This is a genomic window from Streptomyces thermoalcalitolerans, from assembly GCF_039525155.1.
GTDB lineage: Bacteria > Actinomycetota > Actinomycetes > Streptomycetales > Streptomycetaceae > Streptomyces > Streptomyces thermovulgaris.
Map to the genome: position 1 here is coordinate 1 of NZ_BAAAHG010000073.1, position 22,617 is coordinate 22,617.

The 22,617-nt window shown below is 69.8% G+C and carries 10 protein-coding genes and 1 pseudogene; 8 read left to right on the top strand and 3 right to left on the bottom strand.

Going from position 1 to position 22,617, the window contains the following annotated elements:
- The 3 genes from ABD224_RS26885 to ABD224_RS26895 form a co-directional block, all read right to left on the bottom strand.
- A partial coding sequence (locus ABD224_RS26885; RefSeq protein ID WP_344054454.1) for an RHS repeat domain-containing protein occupies positions 1–5,782 on the bottom strand: 5,782 nt, incomplete at its 3' end.
- A 120-nt stretch (positions 5,783–5,902) separates the two neighbouring features.
- Positions 5,903–10,018: a LamG-like jellyroll fold domain-containing protein gene (locus ABD224_RS26890; RefSeq protein WP_344054456.1), complete on the bottom strand. Its 4,116-nt coding sequence runs from the start codon at positions 10,016–10,018 to the stop codon at positions 5,903–5,905.
- 813 nt (positions 10,019–10,831) lie between these two features.
- Positions 10,832–11,368, bottom strand: a complete 537-nt coding sequence (locus tag ABD224_RS26895) for an HNH endonuclease (protein WP_067398270.1) — start codon at positions 11,366–11,368, stop codon at positions 10,832–10,834.
- A gap of 332 nt (positions 11,369–11,700) precedes the next feature.
- Between ABD224_RS26895 and ABD224_RS26900 the strand changes: the two genes are divergently transcribed.
- The 8 genes and pseudogenes from ABD224_RS26900 to ABD224_RS26935 form a co-directional block, all read left to right on the top strand.
- Positions 11,701–12,804 carry a mechanosensitive ion channel family protein gene (locus tag ABD224_RS26900; protein ID WP_344054460.1) on the top strand — a complete coding sequence of 368 codons (1,104 nt, stop codon included), beginning with the start codon at positions 11,701–11,703 and terminating at the stop codon, positions 12,802–12,804.
- Positions 12,805–13,433: 629 nt separating this feature from the next.
- The gene (locus tag ABD224_RS26905; protein ID WP_344054462.1) at positions 13,434–14,699 is read left to right on the top strand and encodes a 6-phospho-beta-glucosidase; all 1,266 of its coding nucleotides are present in this window, start codon (positions 13,434–13,436) and stop codon (positions 14,697–14,699) included.
- On the top strand, positions 14,690–15,661 hold the full coding sequence (locus ABD224_RS26910; RefSeq protein WP_344054465.1) for an N-acetylglucosamine kinase: 972 nt from the start codon (positions 14,690–14,692) through the stop codon (positions 15,659–15,661). Before ABD224_RS26905 ends, ABD224_RS26910 begins: the two co-directional genes overlap by 10 nt.
- 397 nt (positions 15,662–16,058) lie before the next feature.
- A complete protein-coding gene (locus tag ABD224_RS26915; RefSeq protein WP_344054467.1) occupies positions 16,059–17,477 on the top strand; it encodes a hypothetical protein in 1,419 nt (472 codons plus the stop codon).
- 14 nt (positions 17,478–17,491) lie between these two features.
- The gene (locus ABD224_RS26920; RefSeq protein WP_344054469.1) at positions 17,492–18,508 is read left to right on the top strand and encodes a glutamate ABC transporter substrate-binding protein; all 1,017 of its coding nucleotides are present in this window, start codon (positions 17,492–17,494) and stop codon (positions 18,506–18,508) included.
- 33 nt (positions 18,509–18,541) lie between these two features.
- Positions 18,542–19,870, top strand: coding sequence for a coiled-coil domain-containing protein (locus ABD224_RS26925; RefSeq protein ID WP_344054471.1), 1,329 nt, complete (start codon positions 18,542–18,544; stop codon positions 19,868–19,870).
- Positions 19,867–22,401 carry a serine/threonine-protein kinase gene (locus ABD224_RS26930; protein ID WP_344054473.1) on the top strand — a complete coding sequence of 845 codons (2,535 nt, stop codon included), beginning with the start codon at positions 19,867–19,869 and terminating at the stop codon, positions 22,399–22,401. Before ABD224_RS26925 ends, ABD224_RS26930 begins: the two co-directional genes overlap by 4 nt.
- Positions 22,402–22,404: 3 nt before the next feature.
- Positions 22,405–22,617: pseudogene (locus ABD224_RS26935) on the top strand (serine/threonine-protein phosphatase); the annotation flags it as partial.

The following is a 22,617-nucleotide window of genomic DNA, read 5'->3' on the forward strand; positions in this document are numbered from 1 at the left end:
CATTGTAGGAGTAGGTTTTCCCGCTCTTGGTCTCCTTGGTTTCCTTCCAATACCAACCATCCTTCTTTCTAGTCCAGGACTCCTTGTGGGTGACAGGAACTCCGGAGAGCGAGTTGCTCGGCACACATGTGCTGGTGTTGCCACCACAGATTCCGTCCGGCCGAAGACCGGTGGGATCGGACAGGGTGACAGGGTTGTTGTTGGCATAGGTGTAGCCGTGCATCTGCTGAGGATCGGCCAGGTCCATGACCGGGTCGACGGAGATGAAACGGCCGATGGCAGGGTCGTATTCGCGGGCGCCGAGGTGGGTGAGACCGGTGACCTTGGTGTCGTCGGTGCCGCCGACGAAGCCCTTGGTGCCAGGCCAGGAGGCCGGCTCAGTGCCGCGTATTCCACCAAAGGGCAGAGTGCGGCGCTGCGTGAGTTCCTGAGTGGCGGTGTCGACGGCGAGCTGGGCGGTGCCGTGGTGGTCGGCGAGGGTGAAGAAGACACTGCCGTCGTCGGTCTGAACAGCCTGGTGACCGCCGCCCAGGTCGTAGTAGCGGGTGGCCTTGGGAGTGGTGGACCCCTTGGCCAAAGTGATTTCGGTGTTGCTGAGATAGAGCGTGGTCTCGGTGGGAGTACGGGCGATGAGACGGTTGCCGTCAGCGTCGTAGAGGTACTCGGTGACCTTGCTGCTGCCGCCTTCAACGGGCTCGGTCACCTTGGCCAGACGGCCCTCCGCATCCCAGGCGAGGGTTTGGGTGGTGCCGCTCAGAGTACGAGCGGTGGTGTTGCCGGCCTCGTCATAGCCGAAGGAGTCCTTCGCGGTACCGGTCGGGCCAGTGGTTGTGATGGAAGACAAGGTGTGCGGACGGGCGCTGCCGGCCGCCGGGTAGGTGTAGACCCGCTTGGTGTCCTTGGACGCATCACCGGTGGTGTCGTGAAGTATTTCCGTGGCCCGGTTGCCGACCAGATCGTAGGTGTAGGAGTGCCAGTACGGGGCCGGGCCTCCCAGGACGCTGCCGCTGGGTGTCTTCGCGCACTCGGTGCTGCTCTGCGTCCAGGCTTCGGTCAGGCGACGCAAGTAGTCGTAGGTGAAGCACTGGGTGTCGGTGCCGAAGCGGGAGACGTCCGAGACGGACAGAACGTTGCCTGCTTCGTCATAGCGGTACGTGCTGTTCTGGTCGACTCCGGCGATGTCCTGGCGGTCGACGCGGGAGGTGGCCAGACGCTGGGTGCCCCACTCATAAGTGTTAGTGACCCAGGTCGCCTTGCTGCCGCTGTTGGACAGTGTGTACTGCAGGGGCTTGCCGGTGAGGCTGTAGCTGGTGGTGACGTTCAGACGCTGGCTGCTGCCCATGGCGATGGGACGCAGGGTGGCGTCCTCATAGGTGTAGGACACGGCTACAGCCGACAGGGAGCCAGCCTTGGGATAACCGATTCCCTGCACCTTGCCCGAGACGTTGTAGCTGGTTGTCGACAGATAAGTGCCTTGCAGGCTGCCTTCAGAGGCCGGAATCGTGACGGAGGTACGCAGCGGCCGGTAGAGGCGGTCGTAGGCAACAATCTTGGTCGTATAGGCGTTGCCGTCGGCATAGCGAGTGGACTCCGCCAGATGACCCTTGGCACCGTTCAGGGTGTCGTACGTCCACGAGGCACGCAGAACGCCGGTGGCTGAGCCTTCCCTCAGCTCGGTCTTGCGACCGAGGTTGTCGTAGCCGTACCACAGTGCCGGAGTGCCGGGGCGTGCGTCCTTGGTGGTGACCAGCTGGCCACGGTCGTCATAGGTATTGGTGGTGGTGCCCTTGTCCGGGTCAGTGGCCGTCAGCTGGCGACCCTGCAGGTCATAGGTGTACGACCAGGTGTTGCCTGCCGGGTCAATGACCTTCGACAGCTCTCCTCGTGGTGTGTAGGCGTACTTGGTCGTGTCGTAGGAGGCCTCGGCGCTGCGGGCATGGTGCTGCCGCAGCTCGACGATCCGTTCACGAGCGTCGACGAGCGTGGTGGTGGCGGTACCGCCGACCGGCGGGATGACCGTGGTCCGGTCGCCGCCATGGATCGTCTTGGTGATTCCCAGTACGGTGCCGCCGTCGCCGTTGCCGGCAATCTGCTTGACCTCGGTCTGGCGGCCCAGGCCGTCGTAGGTGTAGCGGGTCTGAGTTTCCACGCTGAGGGCGTCTTCGGGTTTGAACAGCGTGGTGGAGGGTGCGCCTGTGGTGTAGTAAGTGGCGAACTCCTTGGCCTTCAGACCTCGTTCGTCGTAGAAGGTGTCAGTCAGCAGGCGCCCGCCGTCAGGTCCGGGATCCTGGGTCTGGCGAGGGCGCAGGAAACCGTCGTAGAGGATGTAGGAGGTGCGCTGGACGCCGTTGTTGCCGAGGGTCTTGGTGCCTATCGCAACCGGTTGGCCATCGGTGACGGTGTAGGTGAACTGGTAGGTCGGAGTCTGGCTGGTGAGCCGGTCGGCCAGCCACACCTTGGTCGATCGCCCCAGGGCGTCGTATGCGAAGTCAACAGTGTTGTTGTTGGTGTCGATCTGCTTCTGGGGCAGGCCGCGGAAGATGTCCTGGATGGTGGTCGTGGTCTGAGCGGTAGTCGCATCGCCCGCCTTGGCCGGAGGCGTGGTCACCTTCACGGTGGTGGCGAAGCCGGTTGCGGGGGTGTACTCGGTCGTGGTGGTACGACCGTCAGTGCGCGCAGTGCGCGTGAGTACGCCAGTGTCGGTGACGGTCACATTGGCGGTCAGATCGGTACTGGTCAGCTCCCGACCGTAGGCATCGTAGGTGGTTCCGGATTCCAGATAGACGGCGGTAGTGCCGTTGTACTGCTTCAGCACCGCGCTGGCTGTCGCGTCCCCCTTCGTGGGGACGGCATCGTATGCACCACCGTCGTAGGCAGTGCGCACGTCGGATATGACGTCGGCGGGGCGGCTGACGCTCGCACTGCAGGCCTTGGACACCTTCTCCTCCCGGGAAGGAAGAGTGAGGATGTTGTCGGCGGTGTTGGTGGCATAGGTGGTGCGCGTACAGATGTCGTCGGTGGCGGTGCTGACATCACCCCGGTCGTCGACCTGAGTGACCCGCCCGGCCACTGTGTCGAACTCGTTGTGGGTTTCGGTGATACGCCACTTCGCGCCGGCCCCGTCGTCCAGGGACGTCCACGTCTTGCTGCTCTTGGTTCCGGTGAAGTTGGCAGTGACGGTTCCCCAGCTGCGGACCTTCTTCGCGGTCTGGTGATGCCAAGGCCGGTTGACCGTCTTGGCCAGGATCTTGCCGCCGGGACCGGAGTAGCTGACGGTCTTGTAGGCGAAGCCGGCCGCGGACTCGTGGTCGGTGATCGGGTCGCCCTCTCCGTCCTCCAGGGTTACGGTCACGGACTTCGTTCCACCGCTGGTGTCCTTGCGGTCGCCGTCCATGCCACGCAGGAAGTAGGTGTCCTCCTGCGTCTTCATCGCCGAGGCGCCACCCTGGCCACCGGTCTGCACACGAACCTGTCCGTAGCCACGCCACTGCGACCAGGTCTTGAACTTCTCCTTGGTCAGACCGTCGTCATCGTCGTAGTGCCAGGCCGCACCACCCAGGTACTGGTAGGTGGTGACCTGATCCGGTGCCCCGCCGGTACGGTCGGTGGCGGTGACAGAGGTGACTACGTACTTGTTGAACCACTGCCGTTCGGGATCGTCCGATGTGCTGCCGCCGATGTATTGCGGGAAGCAGCGTGTGGTGTTGGTCTGCGGCGTCGGCAGCGCGTTCCAGTCACAGGCCGGTGCCGAGTAGTTGACGTCGATCTGGCCGCCGGATTCATCTGCGACCGTGGACAGGCGAGCCTTGATGAACGGCGCATAGCCATCACCGGTCTTGTCGAGACGGTTGACCAGTTGGGTGTAGGCGAAGGTCGTCTTCGGCAAGCTGATAGCAGGGGTTGCGGTGTGACCAGTGCGCTGGACGGAGTCCAGCAGCAGCTGGTAATCGGTGTCCGCCATGCCCCAACGGTGGGTCAGCTTCCAGGAGTCGACGTTCTGGTAGGCGCTGCCGTCGTAGACCTGGGTGGTCACCTCGGTGAGCCGCTTGCGGGTGAAGAACGCCGGGGAGAAGCGGCCCTTGTCACAGTCCTTGTCCGCGTCGCAGTTCAGGTCCCAGGGCGTGTCGTACCAGTAGGCGGCGTCCTTGTCGATGTCCGTGCAAGTGGTGGACGAGTTGGGCAGACAGCGCTCGGCATTGGTGAAACTGACTCTGGCCAGTGCCTTGGTGTCGTATACCGAGGAGGACTTCAGGCCGTACTCGATGCGGTCGAGGGTGCCGCCGCGTACGTAGCGGGTGTTGTCCTTGGCCTTCAGGTTGCGGCCGTAGGAGTTGGTCTCCTGGTTGTAGTAGTAGGCGATGGCGTTGCCGTGCGTGTCGACGACATAGTCGAGGTTCCATCGCCAGGCCTGCTGGCACCAGGCATCGGCGAACGACGAGGCGTGGCAGGGCTCGCCGGTGTCGTTGCCGAAGACGGGGACGGTCCAGGTGGAGTTTGTGGCCGGTTTGCCGTCCGTCCAGCCCGGCAGCCGGTTGTAGCCGAAGTAGTAGCGGGTGCCGTCCGGGTCGGTCAGACGCCAGTACTCGCCGTCGTTGTCACCGTTGCCGCGGCTGCTGGATACCAGACGATCGATCCTGGTGCCGTCGTCGTTCTTCAGCTTCCACGAGTTGGTCCCATTGGGAACCAGCTCGCCGCCCTTGCCGTTGAAGGTGAGGAAGGCGTTGTCGTATGCCCAGCAAAGGTCGCCCGGCTTATTGCCGTCGGCGTTCTCCACACCGTCGTCAGCGCAGGGCTTGTACTGGCGCTCGATGAAACCGGGCCACAGGTTGAAGCCGTCCCCCACCCAGGATGCCTGATTGTTGGTGTTGCCGGTACGCCCGTCGACGGTCCCCGACGAGTACGCCAACTCGACCGTGGGAGTCAGGCTGCCGGGGACGTCCGGCACCTGCATGTCGTACGACCAGACGAAGTCACCTGTGTTCAGACTGGTTTCCCAGGTCGCCGATGGTGAAAGCGGCGTGGCTTTGTAGTCACCGTTCGCGCTGTTCTCCTCCGCCACAGCGGCGAGCACCGTGAAGGCGCTGGTGCCGAGAGTCACGCTCCGCGCGGTAAGAGTCTGTTTCTCGGTGTCGTTGATCGTCTCGACTGGCTTACTGGTGCGGCACTGGGCCTTGTCCGGGGTGGTCAGCGCGCACGCCGGCAGTTCGACCAGGGTCAGACGGGAGGCGTAGCCACCACCGTATGCCTCGGCAAAGCCGGAGTAGTCGAGCGTGGCTCGCACCCTGCCGCCCCGGCCTGCCTCACCGTTCTTGCCTCTGCTCTTCGAACGCAGAGTGAAGAGCAACCCGTCGACGTTCGCCTTCTTCGCGGCCTCGCGGTCAAGGACACGCGCCTCGACCGCACCACTCGCCGACTTGGCATCGGAAATGCCCTGTGTATCCAGTGCCAGCGGCAGCCCCTTGGCACGGGCGGCCTTGGAAACAGCGCTCCTCGAAGCGGTGGCGGGCAGCTCGACCGATGCCGTCGCTTCTTTGGGCCAGGCCGCGTCAGGTGGTGTCCGCGGAATACGCGGTCCCTTCATCAGGGTGCGTGGTTTGGTCTTGCCCGCTGAGCCGGGTATCGGCTTCTCGGACCGGGGAAGGGCAGGACGCCCCTTCCCGTCATCCGCCACGGCAGCCGACTGGGCCACTCCCTGCAGGAGCGTGCCGACCATGACCGCAGCCGAAACGAGTGCGACGCGTCGCCGCAGCGTTCTGAACCGCTTGCCCGATCTGCCGTTCATCCCATCCTTCGTTCTTCACTACGAGCCCAGCCTGCGTATCGCGAGCAGGCCGGAGCGGAAGTTGAGTGCAAAGTCGCGGGTTTTGCGGCGGCCGGAAGGTCACAGGCCGCCACCGTTGCGTCAGTAGTCGCCCGGTACCTCGGTGTCCATGCCGGGCAGTCCCTCGGCCAGTCGCCCGATCTGCGCCTTGCTCAGCACTCCCTGGAAGGCCCACACATCGGATACCGCGCCAGGCCAGTACTGGCCCCAAGTGCCTGTCCCCGTTTTGGCCCGGCCGAGTTGCATCGGCTGTGCCGACTTGAACGAGAGCACGTCATCCGCCCACGAGAAGCTGTCCCTGCAGGTCGTGTCGTTCGATGCGCCGTCTTCTTCCGTGTCCGCGCACGCGACCTCTTCCAGCTCGCCGTTCACATACAACGACAGTTGCTTGGCGAACCCGTCATAGACCAAAGCCACATGTGTCCAGTCGCTGACACTGAAGAACTGCCCGTTGTCGACCTGAGTGACTGCGGAATCGGCGGTGTCGGCAGCCGCCATTGTCAGCCGCCACCGTCCCGGCTCCTCGGGGGAGTCACCGGGCTCGTAGCGCACCGTGAACGCACTCTGCGACGTGCCGGGCACGCTGAGAAGCGTCGCGCTCTGCTCCGGAACCGCCGCCGCCTGCACGAATGCGGCAACCGTGAAGCTGGCGCTGGTGTCCACCGGCACCGTGGACGTCACTCCGTAGTCGTCGACACCGTCAAGAATCACGCCACCGTCGACCCAGCCGGAGTCGAGCTGCGCACCGCCGTACAGCGTCATGGCGTTGCCTGAGGCAGAGGCGTCCGGAGTCACCAGCGGGGAGCCCGACGCTGCCTCGAACTTCCACCGGCCCTTGACCAACGGTCGCTGCTGGAAGATCTGGCGGACCTCGTCGTCGGCGACCGGTCGGTCGAAGAGCCGTACGTCGTCGATGCTCCCGGGGAAGTAGTCGACGTAATCGCCCTTCCAGATGGTGCGGCCGACCTGCACGGGTCCCTGGGCCTCCCAGGTCTTGGGGGCGGCGGCGCTGCCCTGCAGTTGTCCGTTGACGTACAGGCGGATCTGCTGGGCGTCGACGTCGTGGACCGCCGTGAGGTGAGTCCACTCGCCGGGCCGTGCGGGCTGTGTGGCCCGCACCCGCTGGTCGCGGATGTTGCCCGACTCGACGTCCTCCAACGAGGTGCGCAGGGACCAGGTGTTCACCTCGGCCTCGTAGGAGAGGTAGAACGGGCTGTAGTAGGTGCCGCTCTGGCTGAGCACGGTGCGGTTGCCGCTGGTGCCCCCCTCGGGCAGCTTCGCCCAGGCGGAAAGGGTGTACGAACGAGCCGTGTTGAGCACGGGCAGGTCCGTGGCCGCGTAGCCGCTGTTCCCGTCCAGCTTCAGGGCGCTGCCCGCGACTCCGCTCTCCCCCAGAGTGGCGCCTCCGTGCAGGGTCAGCGGCTGCTCGGCGGCCGTTCCGACCGTTTCCTGTGCGCCGGCCCCCTCGTCCAGCGGGAAGACGGCCCGGGCCGGGCGTCCGGTCGTGAGTTCCTGGTCCTGGTACAGCCGCCCGACCTCGGCCGTGCTGACCGCCCGGTCGAAGATCCGCAGGTCGTCGACGGTGCCGGGGAAGAAGGACTTGTGGACACCGCTGTAGATGCCGGCACCCAGCTGAAGGCCGCGGCGGGCCTCCCAGGCGGTGGTGTACGCGGTGGCGCCGACCTGCTTGCCGTTCACATGGAGCCGCAGCTGCTTGGCCTTGCCGTCGTACACACCCACCAGGTGGGTCCACTCGCCTGCCTTGGCGTCTCCGGGTGCGGCGGCCATGGCCCGGGCGATGGAGGCCCCGGGTGTGTCGGAGGTGTACTGGTTGAACACCCAGCGGTCGTAGGACCGGGAGTAGTACAGCTCGAAGCCCGGGGAGTGATTGCCCGGCTGGGCGGCGATGATCGCCGCTGCCGTCGGCATCCGGTCGAGCCGCACCCAGGCCGCGACGGAGAAGCTGTCGGAGGTGTCCACCACGGTGAGGTCGGAGGCGGCGTACCCGGAGGTGCCGTCGAAGTGCAGTCCGGTGCCCTTCTTGCCCTCGGCCCCGAGGGTGGCGCCACCGTGCAGCCGGACGGTCCGCGGTGCGGTCGTGGACGCGGCGGTGGTGGCGCCGGCGCCCTCGTCCAGTTGCCAGGTCGCGCGCTCCGGCTGGCCGGCCTTCACCCGGAACTGGTAGGTCCTCACCTCGGATCCGTTGCCTGCCTGGTCGAATGCCTGGGCGGTGATGAAGTTCAGGCCCGGCTTGGCCGGCAGCAGGCGCACGGACTTGGCCGCGCCGCCGGTGGTGGTGATCTGCTGCGCCGCGCTCGGGTCGGTGTTGAACCCGTAGCGGTAGCGGACCACGTCCGTCGAGGAGGAGCTCAGGGTGAAGGTGCCGTACTGGCCGACTCCGTCGTACCAGGGGTCCTCCGGGTCCTCCGGGTTCGAGGCCGGGTACTCGCCCGAGGTGATCGATGGTGCCTTGGGGATGCTGGTGTCGTAGTAGAAGTAGCAGGACGTCGGGTCACCCGCGTGCGACCACGGCGAGTACTGGGCCCCGTCATAGCTGCGCACGTACCAGTGGATCTGTTTGTTCTGCGGCACAGTGGACGGCAGGCTGATCGAGAAGCTGGACCCGGACTTCTTGAACGAGGTGAGCGCCGGCTTCCACCGGGCGATCAGCCCCTTGCCGTCCCCGGAGTCCCACTTCGCCTCGAACTGCACCGCGACGTTGTCGCCGTCCGGGTCGGTGATGTTGTTGGCATAGATCTTGCCCAGGGTGCGCACCCGCGCCGCGTCGGCCGGCTTCTTGCAGGCGCCGCCGTACTCCATGGTCAGCTGCGACATCTTCACCTGCGGCGGCGGCCGGTTGTACTGCACCCGCAGAAACGCCTTGTCCGAGAACCGCTTCCAGGCGTAGCCGTCCGTCTCGCTGGCCGCCCGCAGCCCGAACGTCATCGTCGAGCTCTTCTTGTCGGCGGCCGCCTGCACCGCCGCTTTCACATTGAATTCGGCGTCCTTGGCCGCACAGCCCGTGTAGCCGTAGGCGAACGACTTCGACGCCAGTTCCTTGATCCAGAAACCTGAGGCGTTCTGGCTGTTCCACGTCGTCGACGAGGAGATGTCCTTGGTCTGCCACAGCTCCACTGCTCGCGCCGAGCACGAGGCCGACCAGGTGTTGCGGACCACGAACTCCGCCGACAGGATCGACTTGCCCGCGAACGTCGAGGTCGGGATCCGGTAGAACAGGCGCTTGGTGTCATGCGGAGCGCAGTAGGACCAGTTGCAGTAGCCCAGACCGGCGTCCGAGGCACCGTTGAACTTCCACTGCGGGGAGGACGCCCAATACTTCGACACCATCGTCCACGCCGATGCCTTCGGCGTGTACCACTGCGGGTCGATGTAGACGGGGTAGGTGGTGTCGGCGCCCCTGAGGACGTCGGTGTCCGGGGTCAGCACCACTTCCTTCTGCCCGGCCGTCACCGCCACGTCCACCGGCGCCAGCTTGCCCGACTCCGCCGCACCCGGCTCGCGGTCCCCCGCGGCCTGCGCACCGGACCTGGCGGCTCTCGACGCCGCGGAGGCGCGCGACGCTGCTGCCTGCTCGTCGGCGCTGGAGTCCCACATCATCGGCTTCGGCGCCTCGAACACCGCACCGGCGGCACCCTTGTCGACGGCTTCCAGTCCGCCCTGGTCGGTTTCGCGCACCTCCAGCCCCGACGCCGACAGCTTCATCCGCAGCTCGGCCAGCTCCGGGCTCGCCGCGGCCTGCGCCGTCTTGACCACCAGCAGCTGGGTGAAGCCATCCTCCTGCGCGGTCATCCGCAGATCCACATCCGGCAGCACCGACGGATACGTCGCCACCGCACCGTCCAGCCGGGGCTTCGGCAGCGGGGTCGGCCACGTCAGGCTCAGCTCCCGCCCGGCACGCCGCATGCGCACCAGCGGCGCCGTCCCACCGCCTCCGGAGAACTCCACGTCCACCGTCGCTGCCTTGGGTGTCACCGTTCCCTCGTCGGTCGTCACCAGGCTGGTGTCCACCCGCTTCCAGCCGCCCGGATCACGGACCCAGACCGGACGCAGATATTCCTGCGCCTGCAGATGACCCTCCGGCGTGGCGAACACCTCGCGGGACTCCCCACGCAGGGCGGAGATCTCCACCGGCTTCCCCGTACGCCTGGCCTCGGCCAGCGCGTCCGCCTCCGACATGCCACCGGTGGTCGTGGTGGTTCCGGCACTCCGCGGCGCCGCCGGCACGTCGGCCGCGGCCTCACCGCTCAGAGTTGGAATCGCCCCACAGCCAACGTCACGCTCAGTAGCGCCCCGATGGCTCTGCTCCCGCCCCGCAATCGGGTCCACACGCTTGTTACACCCCACCCACAGTGCTTTCACAGTTGTCTGCCCAACTAAGGCGTGTGAGCTGACGGGAGGTCAACTGACAGAAAAAGGGCATCAGTTGACCCAAGATCAGCAAGCGGATGTGACAATCGGCACGTTTACTGAATTGATTAAGATCAGGTAAAGCTTTGGTCTCCGTCGGATCCCCCGCCCAAAGCTTCTACTCCTGTGAGCGAAGCGCGATCAGCCGCCTTCATTCGTTACGCTGCGTAACCAAACGCGACCGGCCACCCCGCAGGCGCGCAGCAGTGCACACAGCCCGCCGGTGAGCAGCGCGGCCGACGGAGGTGAAGCCGGGGACCAGGGTGAGCAAGGGGGAACAAGAAGGGGGAACAAGGGGGAACAGGATGATGCGGGCGTAGTGGCTCCCTCTTCCTCCCCCCGCTCCTCTGCGACGGCACTCCGCACACCCGCGCCCCCTCGTGGGCATGCCGTCCGTGAGGGCGCCGGGATTGGGGCACGGCGGCACTCTGAAGGCGACGGGCGGCCCCACCGCCGAGCCTGCGGGCCCAGGGCGGGCTCCGCCGTCGGGGCCGTCGGCGGCCCGGAGCGGCCGTTCAGGGCCTGTGGCCGGGCCGAGGGCTGGGCCGCAGGCCCTTCCGCCGATGCAAAAGCCCGGAGTCGTCAGGCGGAGATGCCGTCGATCCGGGCCAGGACGTCGTCCGCGCCGTACGGCTGCAAGTAGGGCAGCCAGCGCGGGTCCCTATGGCCGGTGCCGATGATGCGCCAGGCCAGGCCGGTGGGCGGGGCCGGCTTGTGGCGCAGGCGCCAGCCGAGTTCGACCAGGTGGCGGTCGGCTTTGATGTGGTTGCAGCGGCGGCAGGAAGCCACCACGTTGTCCCAGACGTGCTTGCCCCCGCGTGAGCGGGGGACGACGTGGTCGACGCTGGTCGCGACGCCGCCGCAGTACATGCACCGGCCCCCATCGCGGGCGAAGAGCGCTCGCCTGGTCAGAGGAACGGGTCCCCGGTAAGGAACCCGCACGAAACGCTTGAGCCGGACCACGCTGGGTGCGGGGACGGTGAGGCTTGCGCTGTGCAGATAGGCGCCGGACTCCTCGAGGCAGACTGCCTTGTTCTCGAGGACGAGGACGAGCGCGCGGCGGAGAGGTACGACGCCGAGCGGCTCGTACGACGCGTTGAGGACCAGGACATGCGGCACGGGTGCCTCCTTGTACGCCTGCGGCGCGTGGCTCGCGCCGGGGCTGCCTGGAGTAAGTTTCCCCTCTCGCCTGGTGAGCGCGCCACCATGTCACGGTAACGGGCCGGGAGTGTTTTCGACCACACCGGATCCGGCCCCAAAGCCGCCATCCTGCCTCACGACCTGCTCAAAAGCGGCCCGGCACCCCCCTTCGCGGGCCCTCCTGGGAACTTCACACCATTCCCCTCGCTGTGCCCCGTTAGTGTGGTGGTTCTGCCCGTCCGGTGACCTCTTCGTGACCCCGACGACATCGATTCCTTGCCGGAGGGTGGATGCACCTGGAGGTACCTGCCGTGTCCTTGCCCGCCGTCCTGCCGGCCGCCGGTTCTTCGCCGTCGCCCTCCCCGTCGGAGACGCCGGTCCTGACGGTCCCCTCGCTCCAGGACGCGCACGAGAGCGCGACGAACGCCGCCAGCTGGGTCGAGCAGAACTGGTCCACGTGGCTGGCGATCGGCCTGAGGGTCCTGCTGATCCTGGTGATCGCGGCAGTGCTGAGAAACGCGGTCCGCCGGGCGATCACCAAGCTCATCGACCGCATGAACCGCACGGTCCAGGCGGTGGACGGCACCGCGCTGGGCGGGCTGCTGGTCAACGCCGAGCGCCGCAGGCAGCGCTCTCAGGCCATCGGCTCGGTGCTGCGCTCGGTGGCGAGCTTCCTGATCATGGGCACCGCGGCCCTGATGGTGCTGGCCACCTTCGAGATCAACCTGGCCCCGCTGCTGGCCTCGGCCGGTGTGGCCGGTGTGGCGATCGGTTTCGGTGCCCGCAACCTGGTCACCGACTTCCTCTCCGGCGTGTTCATGATCCTGGAGGACCAGTACGGCGTCGGCGACACGATCGACGCGGGCGTGGCCTCCGGCGAGGTGATCGAGGTCGGCCTGCGCGTGACCAAGCTGCGCGGTGCCAACGGTGAGATCTGGTACGTCCGCAACGGCGAGGTCAAGCGCATCGGCAACCTCTCCCAGGGCTGGGCGACGGCCGGCGTCGATGTCACCGTCCGGGCGGACGAGGACCTGGACAGGGTGAAGGCCATCCTCGACGAGGTCGCCGAGAGGATGGGCAAGGAGGAGCCCTGGAACGAGGTCCTGTGGGGCCCGATCGAGGTGCTCGGCCTGGACAGCGTGCTGATCGACTCGATGGTCGTCCATGTCTCGGCCAAGACCATGCCGGGCAAGTCGGTGGCCGTCGAGCGCGAGCTGCGCTGGCGCATCAAGCGGGCCTTCGACGCGGCCGACATCCCCATCGTCGGCCGCTCGACCGCCCCGGGGGCGGAGGAGGAGCCGGCCCCCGATCCCACGGCCGGCATGGCGCCTCCCTCGGCGTACGCCAACCCCACCTCCCCGCAGTCGCAGGCGGCCTCGCCGATTCCGCCGCAGCCGCCGTCGCTGACCAAGTGACCGGCTCCGGGCCGGTCGGCACGGAGGTCGGCACGGAGCAGCCGACCCGGAGTGGAACGGTTCAGCACACGTGTTTGACTGAAGAGGGGTGGGCTCCCGGCGCGGTGCGCCGGCCATGGGGTCCGTCGTACCGCCGAAAGGCCCGGCGCGGGCATGGTCCGGCACCGGCGCGGCAAGAAAACCAGCGAAGCCAGCGACGAGCGCCGAACCCTCAGGGAGCCGGTGATGACGCAAGGGGGACCCCACCGACATGACCGTTCCCGTCGGCTGGGTGTCCTCGTCCCGCCATCGGGCCGGCACCGGCCCCGGACCCCGCGCCTGAGCCGTCTGCGGTGTCCCGCGCCACGTCCGGGCCGGCCGCGGGATCCGGACCGCCCCGACCGCTCCCTGCCGCACCACCTCTTCCCGCCCCTGCGACGGTCCCGCCGGGCCCTCAGGACGACGGGGCCCGCGACGTGCCCCGGGGGAACCTCGGCGAGCCGCTTCTCCTCCCGGCTCCGTGCCCCGCGCCGGACACGGCCCCGTTCCCCGGGAGCCGCATCGGGCCCCGGGCGCCGCACCGTCCTCCGCAAGACGCTCCGCAGGCGCTTCGCCGACGCGTCGCGCTCGCCCGGGCAGAAGGGTCGCAGATGAAACTCACCGTGATCGGCGGCGGCTCGACCTACACCCCCGAACTCGCCGACGGCTTGGCACGGCTCAGAGACGCCCTCCCCCTCGAGGAACTGGTTCTCGTCGATCCGGCGACGGACCGCCTGGAGCCGGTCGCCGGTCTGGCCCGCCGCATCTTCGCCCGCCAGGGCCACGACGGCCGTATCGTCACCACCTCCGACCTGGACCGGGCCGTCGACGGCGCGGACGCGGTCCTGCTCCAGCTGCGCGTCGGCGGTCAGGCGGCCCGCGAGCAGGACGAGACCTGGCCTCTCGAGTGCGGCTGCGTCGGCCAGGAGACGACGGGCGCCGGCGGTCTGGCCAAGGCGCTGCGCACGGTCCCGGTCGTCCTGGACATCGCCGACCGCGTCCGCCGTGCCAGTCCCCACGCCTGGATCATCGACTTCACCAACCCGGTCGGCATCGTCACCCGCGCCCTGCTCCGGGCCGGCCACAAGGCGGTCGGCCTGTGCAATGTGGCGATCGGCCTCCATCGCAAGTTCGCCGCCCTGCTGGGCGTCGCCCCCGCCGAGGTCCATCTGGACCATGTGGGCCTGAACCACCTCACCTGGGAGACGGCGGTACGTCTGGGCGGCCCGGAGGGCAAGGACGTACTCCCCGACCTGTTGGCCGACCACGGCGACACGATCGCCGAGGACCTCCGTCTGCCCCGCCCGCTCCTGGACCGCCTGGGCGTGATCCCCTCCTCCTACCTGCGCTACTACTACCTGCACGACAAGGTCGTGGAGGAGATGCGCACCAGACCCTCCCGAGCGGCCGAGGTGGCGGCGCTGGAGCGCGAGCTGCTGACGCTGTACGGCGACCCGGCGCTCGACGAGAAACCGGCCCTGCTCGCCAGGCGCGGCGGCGCCCACTACTCGGAGGCGGCGGTGGACCTCGCCGCGGCGCTCCTGGGCGGCGAGGGCAGCGCACACCAGGTGGTCAACACCTTCAACCGGGGCACCCTGCCCTTCCTCCCGGACGACGCGGTGATCGAGGTGCAGGCGGCGGTGGGCCCCCAGGGCGCGGCTCCTCTGCCCGTCTCCTCCGTCGATCCCCTCCTCGCGGGTCTGATGGCGAACGTGGCGGCCTACGAGGACCTGGCCCTGGACGCGGCCCTGCACGGGGGCCGGGACCGTGTCCTCCGCGCCCTGCTCTCCCATCCCCTCGTCGGCCAGTACGAGTACGCCGAAGCCCTCACCGACCGGCTGATCGCGCACAACCGGGAGTACCTCGCGTGGGCCTGACCGCGAGCGTCCTCGCCATCGACGCGGGCAACAGCAAGACCGACGTGGCGGTCGTGACCGCCGAGGGAGAGGTCCTCGCCACGGCCCGCGGCGGCGGATTTAGGCCGCCGGCCGTGGGGGTGGAGGCGGCGGTGGACGCCCTGGCGGAGACGGTCGGCCGGGCCTGTGCGGCGGCGGGGGTCGCCTCGGCCGGCCATGTCTCGGCCTGTCTGGCCAACGCCGATCTGCCCGTCGAGGAGCAGCAGCTGGCGGCCGCCCTGCACGCACGCGCGTGGGGCACGACGGTGGAGGTCCGCAACGACACCTTCGCGGTTCTGCGGGCGGGCGTGACCGAACCCCGCGGTGTCGCCGTCGTCTGCGGCGCCGGCATCAACTGCGCCGGCATGCGCCCGGACGGCCGCACCGCCCGTTTCCCGGCCCTCGGCCGCATCTCCGGCGACTGGGGCGGCGGCTGGGGTCTGGCGGAGGAGGCCCTGTGGTACGCGGCCCGGGCGGAGGACGGCCGCGGCGAGGACACCGCCCTGGCCCGCGCCCTCCCCGCGCACTTCGGGCTGCCCTCCATGGACGCGCTCATCGAGGCCCTTCACCTGAAGCGCATCGACCGCCGCCGCTGCGGCGAACTGACCCCGGTGCTGTTCCGCACGGCCGCCCGGGGCGATCCCGTCGCCCGCTCGCTCGTCGACCGTCTGGCACAGGAGGTGGTGACCATGGCCACGGTGGCCCTGACCCGCCTCGACCTGCTCGACGAGGAGACACCGGTCCTCCTGGGCGGCAGCGTCCTGGCCGCCCGTCACCCCCAGCTGGACGCCGCCGTCCGCGACCTGCTGTCCGCCCGGGCCCCCAAGGCGGTCCCCCGCGTGGTCACGGCCGCCCCGGTCCTGGGCGCGGCCCTGCTCGGCCTGGACCGCGTGGGCGCGCCCGCGCAGGCCCAGCAAAAGGTGCGGGCCCACTTCGAGCGGTGAGCCCCGGAAGCGCTGGGATCTCGAAGGCGATGGGCCTTCATGAGCCTTCAAAAGCAATGAGTTCTCAGAAGCGGTGATCCCCCGGAACGCGCACAGTCCCGAACACACACGGCCCGGAACACGCACGGCTCGGAGCACGCGCGGAATGAGGGCCGCCCGCAGCCGTCCGGTCCCGGTCCGCCCACGCTCCCGCAAGCGCCCCGCCGGCGCCCCGCCGGCGCCCCGGCGGCACCGCCGAAGACGCCCGCCTCCGGCCCGCAACGCACCGCGGGACACACCACCGGTTCAGGGGAACCGAACCGATTCTCCCGGCGTATTCATGGGCATGGGGTGGTGCGAGGCATCTACGCTGCGGCATCGACACGCACGGTGACGGATGACCACGGGGGAGGTCACGGTGACACACTCACCGACGAGGCACACGGCACCGCCGACCGCGTATCCGCCCACCCTGCCGGCGGTCCCCCCGCAGCCCGCGCCCCCGCCCCCGCGCCGTACGGCCCTGGCGGAAGCCGTGGAGCGCCTGCGTCACGCCGCCACCACGGAACCCGGCCGTCTCCGCGTCATCGGCGCCGCCCTGGCCCTTCTCGTCGTGGCCTTCGGTGCCGTCACCGCCGTGCAGGCCACCGAGCGTGCCACGGCCGCCGACGACGTCCTGCACCGCAGTCAGCCCCTCAGGTCCGACGCCGCGGACATCTACCGCTTCCTCGCCGACGCCAACACCATGGCGACCAGCGGCCATCTGGCCGGTCTTCAGGAGACGGCGGCCACCCGTGAGCGCTACGAGTCCGACATCCGCACGGCCGCCGCCAAACTCGCCACCGCCGCCGCCAACTCCGCTCCCGGCTCTCCCTCCGCCGCCCTCATCACCGAGCTCAACGAGCTCCTGCCCCGCTACAAGGGCCTGGTGGAGACCGCCCGTGCCAACAACCGCCAGGGCTTCCCGGTCGGCGGCGCCTATCTGCGGGCCGCCAATGACACGATGCAGAAGAAGATGCTCCCGGCGGCCGAGGAGCTGTACCGGAAGGAGAACCAGCGGCTGAGCGCCGACTACGCGGAGGCGACCTCGTACCCCTGGGCCGCCATCGCCCTCGGCGTCGTCGCCCTCGCGGCCCTCGGCTGGGCCCAGCGGCGCCTCTATCTGCGGACGAACAGGGTGCTGAACCACGGTCTGGTGGCCGCCACCGCGGCCGCCGCCGTCGTCCTGCTGTGGCTGGTGACCGGCCACAGCGTCGCGCGTGCGGGCCTGGACGACTCCCGCGCCCACGGGGTGCGCTCGCTGAATGTGCTGCACGACGCCCGTATCGCCTCCCTCAAGGCCCGCAGCGACGAGAACCTGACCCTCGTCAGCCGCGGCGCGGAGACCAAGGAGCTGGAGGACGGCACGGTCATGGACGCCTACGACTGGGCGTTCGGCCAGGAGATCGACAAGCTCGCGAAGGCCCTGGTCCACGCCGACCGCCTCGCCGACGACACCGCGGGCCGCAAGCCCGTACGGACGGCGAACGCGGCGATGAAGGTCTGGAGGTCCCGGCACGAACTGGCCCGTCAGGCCCATGCCTCCGGTGACTACCAGAAGGCACGGGACCGGGTCGTCGGCACCGGGGCCCGCGGCCAGTCGACGGGTGAGTGCTTCGACACCATCGACGCCTCGCTGGCGTCGGCGCTCGCCCACGAGACGGACGAGTTCGAGCGGGCCGCCCGCGCCGGCGCGGCCGCGACGACCGGTCTGCCCACCGGTTCCGCGGTGCTCGCGGTCCTCGGCGCGGCCGGAGTGGTGCTCGGCATCGGACGCAGGCTGTCGGAGTACCGGTGAAAGGGGGCAGGGTGATGCGAGCACGGCGTCCGCGGGCCGGCCTGAGGGGGTGGGGCGGCGTGGGTGCGACGGCGGTCGTCTGCGCCCTGGTGCCGGCCCTCGCCCTTCTGCTGCCCCGCACCCCTCCGCACCCGGCCGACGGCCCCGCCCCGGGCGGCCGGAAAGCGGCGCACGGCACCCGGGTCACGGCGGACGCCTGCCAGGACGGCGAGGCCCACCACCAGAGCCTGTTCCCCTCGAGCGCGGACGGCCCCACCCTCGCCGCCATCAGGGCGCGCGGCCATGTGGCGGTGGGCGTCGACCAGGACAGCTACCGCTGGGGCTACCGCAACCCGAACAACCCCACCGGCGAACTGGAGGGCTTCGACATCGACCTGGCGCACCGCATCGCCGAGGACATCCTCGGCGACAGGAACAAGGTCCGGTTCAAGGCCATCCCCACCAACGAGCGCATCTCCGCGATCAGAAGCGGCCGGGTGGACATGGTGGTGCGCACCATGACGATCACCTGCGACCGTCTGAAGGACGTGGCGTTCTCCGCGCCGTACTTCCTGACCGGTCAGCAGGTCCTGGCCCCGAAGACGTCGAAGATCACCGGGTACGACGCATCCCTGGCCGGCCGGAAGATCTGTTCGGCGGCCGGCTCCACGGCCCACGACCGGCTGTCCGCCGACAAGAAGAACGGCCGGCTCCCCGCCTCCACCGACATCTCCACCACCGTCCCCAACCAGCTGGACTGCCTGGTGAAACTGCAACTCGGCGAGGTGGACGCGGTGGTGACGGACAGTGCGCTCGCCGCCGGCCAGGCCGCGCAGGATCCCACGGTGGAGCTGAAGGGAAAGAGCTTCACCAGGGAGTTCTACGGCGTGGCGATGAAGCGGGGCGCCGACGACCTGGTGCGCCGGGTCAACCGAACACTGGAGAACTACCGCGAGGACGGGGGCTGGAAGGCGTCGTACGACACGTGGTTGTCCGCCACGTTGGGTAGGGACTCGTCGTCGGCGGTCCCGCCGACGGCGAACTACCGGTGACAGACGGAACACGAATGCAGCGAGAGGTGATCGATGAGCGTCACGGACCCCGTCGGGCCGGTGATGGACCGGGACGAGGTGGACCGTGCGCTGGCGCGGCTCGGCTCGGAGCACGAGGCCATCGAGACCTCGCTTCTCGCCCTGCAGGACCACGCGGGCCGCAGGCTCCTGGAGGGCGCCGAGCTGACCGGTGTGACCAAGGAGCGCTGGGCGGCGACCGAGGCGTCGATCGCGCTGCTGTGGACGTACTTCGACGCCTACAGCGACGCGCTGCGCACCGCCCGTGAGATCCGTGCCCGCCGCCGCTGGTCCAGCCGCGAGGACCTGGTGGAGCTGACCGAGCTGCTGCGCGGCGAGCCGGTCACCATCGCCGGCTCGGCGACCGCCACCGCAAACGCGCCGACCCTGGCCGGCCAGGGCAGGCTGAGCCGGCGCTTCTCCCTGGCCGCGCTGGTGGAGCAGATGAACGAGCTGTACGCGGCCGCCCTGGACGTGGTGATCGCCGCCGACACGGTGTGGTCGGCGCTGCCCGCCCGGATCGATCTGCTGGCCGCGGAGCTGCGGCGCACCCGCCGGCTCGCGCACTCGGTCGGCGTCCGCCCCGGCGAGCATCCCGCGGGGGACGACCTGGAGCGCATCACCCGCACGCTGACCAGGCTGCGCGAGGAGGTGATCTCCGACCCGCTCGCCTTCTGGGTGCCGGCGCGGGGCAGTTCGGCACCGGGCGGCGGCCGGCCGGACACCACGGTGTACGACCGTGAGGCGCGGGCGCTGGAGGAGGTGCGCCGGGAGATCGACGCCGTGATCGGAGTGCGGCAGGACGCCGAGCAACGGCTGATCAGACTGCGGGACCTGCTCTCGCGCGCGGAACGTACGCTCGCCGAGGCGCGCACCGCGCGGGGCGAGGTGCTGGCGAAGATCGCGGCGACGGAGGTGCCGGTGGTCAGCGGCCCGCCGATCGCGCTGCAGGAGCAGCTGGCGCTGGCCGCCGAGTACCGCAGACAGGGCCAGTGGCACCGGCTGTCACCGCTGCTGGACTCCCTGGAGCAGAAGGCGGAGGACGAACTGCTGCGTGCCCGCGAGTCGTTGACGGCGGTCACCGCGCCGCTGGCGATCCGCGCCGAGCTGCGCGGCCGGCTGGACGCCTACAGGGCGAAGGTGAACCGGCACGGTCTGGCGGAGGACCCGCTGCTGGCCGAGCAGTACGACGTGGCACGGCGCATGCTGTGGAGCGCGCCCTGCGACCTGCGGGTGGCCGAGCAGGCCGTGCTGCGCTACCAGCAGGCGGTGGCCGAGGCGCTCGGCGCGCGGATGCCGGAGCAGGGCGGGCCTCAGGGCGGTGACGGCAGGGGGGAGCCATGAGTCGGGCGGGGCAGGCGTGCCAGCGGCCGGAGTGCCAGGGCACGTACGAGGACGTGGGCGGCGGCGAACTGTACTGCGACACCTGTGGTCTCGCGCCGGTCGTCTCGGCGACCGGCGCGCTGGGCTCACCGCCCACCGAGGTCATGGGGAGTGCCAAGGGCCTGCGGGGGCCGGCGGGCGGCCCGGCCTCCGGTGCGCGCACCTCCCGTACGTCGTCGCGGTCGACGGGCTCCTCCCGGTCCCGTCGCTCGGTGTCGGGACGGCTCTCGCTCTCGGCGCCGGGCAGGTCCGCCGGCCGTTCGGTGTCGGTGCGCGGCTCCGGCTCCGCACCAGGTTCCTCCGGCCGTGGCCGGCTGGGGGCGGGGCTGGTGCAGGTGCCGCAGGTGCCGCGGCCCGACCCGCGGTCGATGGTGCTGCAAAGCCCCGAGGTGCCGGAGCGGAAGCGGTTCTGCTCGCGTGCGGAGTGCGGGGCGCCGGTCGGCCGCGCGCGGGGCGGCCGGCCGGGCCGCACGGAGGGCTTCTGCACCGCGTGCGGCCACCCGTACTCCTTCGTGCCCAAGCTGAGGGCGGGGGACGTCGTCCACGGCCAGTACGAGGTCGTGGGCTGTCTGGCGCACGGCGGCCTGGGCTGGATCTATCTCGCCGTGGACCGGGCGGTGTCCGACCGGTGGGTGGTGCTCAAGGGCCTGCTGAACACCGGCGACCAGGACGCGATGGCGGCGGCGATCTCCGAACGGCGTTTCCTGGCGGAGATCGAGCACGCCAACATCGTGCGGATCTACAACTTCGTCGAGCACCTCGACCCGCGCACCGGCTCCCTCGACGGCTACATCGTGATGGAGTACGTCGGCGGCAAGTCGCTGAAGGAGATCGCCAACTCCCGCCGCACCCCGGACGGCAGACGCGACCCGCTGCCGGTGGAGCAGGCGTGCGCGTACGGCATCGAGGCCCTGGAGGCGCTCGGCCATCTGCACAGCCGCAATCTGCTGTACTGCGACTTCAAGATCGACAACGCCATTCAGACCGAGGACCAGCTCAAGCTGATCGACATGGGCGCGGTGCGCCGCATGGACGACGACGAGTCGGCCGTCTACGGCACGATCGGCTACCAGGCGCCGGAGGTCCCCGAGGCCGGCCCGTCGGTGGCCAGCGACCTGTACACGGTGGGCCGTACGCTCGCCGTGCTCACGTTCGACTTCCAGGGCTACACGACCGTCCACGTGGACTCCTTGCCCAATCCCGACAGCGTCGAGGTCTTCCGCCGGTACGAGTCCTTCTACCGGCTGCTGGCCCGCGCCACCGACCCCGACCCGGCCCGCCGGTTCTCCTCCGCGCAGGAGATGGCCGAGCAGCTGACGGGCGTGCTGCGGGAGGTCGTGTCCCTGCAGACCGGCCGGGCACGGCCGGCCCTGTCGACGCTGTTCGGGCCGGAACTGCGGGTGACGGACACGGAGTTGTTCCCTCCGCTCGACGGGGACGTGTCCCGGCTGGGGGCACGGGTGCCGCGCGGGCGCAGGTCCGCGCAGGCGCCTCCCGCCGGCGCGGCGCGCGGCGGCGGCCCCGGGGCACCGCACGCACCGGCTTCGCCGCGTCTCGTCAAGCCCGTCGACGCACCGGCCGCCGCCCTCGCCCTGCCGGTCCCCCATGTCGACCCCACGGACCCGAACGCGGGTCTTCTGGCGGGCCTGTTGACGTCGGCGCCCGCCGAACTGGCCCATGCGCTCGAGGCGGTGCCCACGCAGTCCACCGAGACCCGGCTGCGCCAGGTCCGCGCCCGGCTGGAGACCGGCGAGCCGGACCGCGCGCTGCGGATCCTGGAGGCTCTGGAGGAGGAGGACCCGGACGACTGGCGGGTCGTCTGGTACCGGGGGGTGGCCTCCCTGGTCACCGGCGACCACGAGCAGGCGGCCCTCGCCTTCGACGCGCTCTACGACGCCTTCCCCGGCGAGGTCGCCCCGAAGCTGGCGCTCGCCCTGTGCGCGGAGGTGCTCGGCCGGCTCGACAACGCCGCCGAGTACTACCGCCTGGTGTGGTCGACCGATCCGAGCCAGGTCGGCGCCGCGTTCGGCCTGGCCCGCGTCCAGCTCGCCACCGGGGACCGGCGGGGGGCCGTACGGACCCTGGAGTCGGTTCCGGAGTCCTCCATCCACTACACGGCGGCGCGGGTGGCGGCCGTACGGGCGCGGCTGCGGCACCGGACGGCCGCCGCGTCCGACACGCCGTTCCTGGAGGACCTGTTGGCCGCTGCCGAGCAGGTCGAGGCACTTCAGGCGTACGCTCTGGACCCAGTGCGGCGCGAGCAGCTGTCGACGGAAGTCCTCGGCTGCGCCCTGGACTGGATACTCTCCGGGGGCCGGGCCGCCGACCCGGCCGCCCGGCGGGTGCTGCTCGGCAGCGACCTGGACGAGCGGGGACTCCGCTTCGGCCTGGAGCGTTCGTATCGCACGCTGGCCCGGCTGGCGCCCGGCGGCAAGGAGAGGATCGACCTGGTGGAACGTGCCAACCGTTACCGCCCCCGGACGTGGGTGTAGTTGATGTCGCAGATGCACCAGCAGGCCGCCCCGTCGAAGTGCCCGGGCTGCGCGGAGCCGGTGGAGTCCGGCGACCGTTTCTGCGGCGCGTGCGGACGTGCCCTGTCCACGGCCGCCCCGGGCGGCGGCGACACGCCGACGCTCACCCTGAACGGCGCCTCGGCGCCGCACCCGGCCGGCACCTGCGGGCGCGCCGGCACCGCCTGGCCCCCCGCC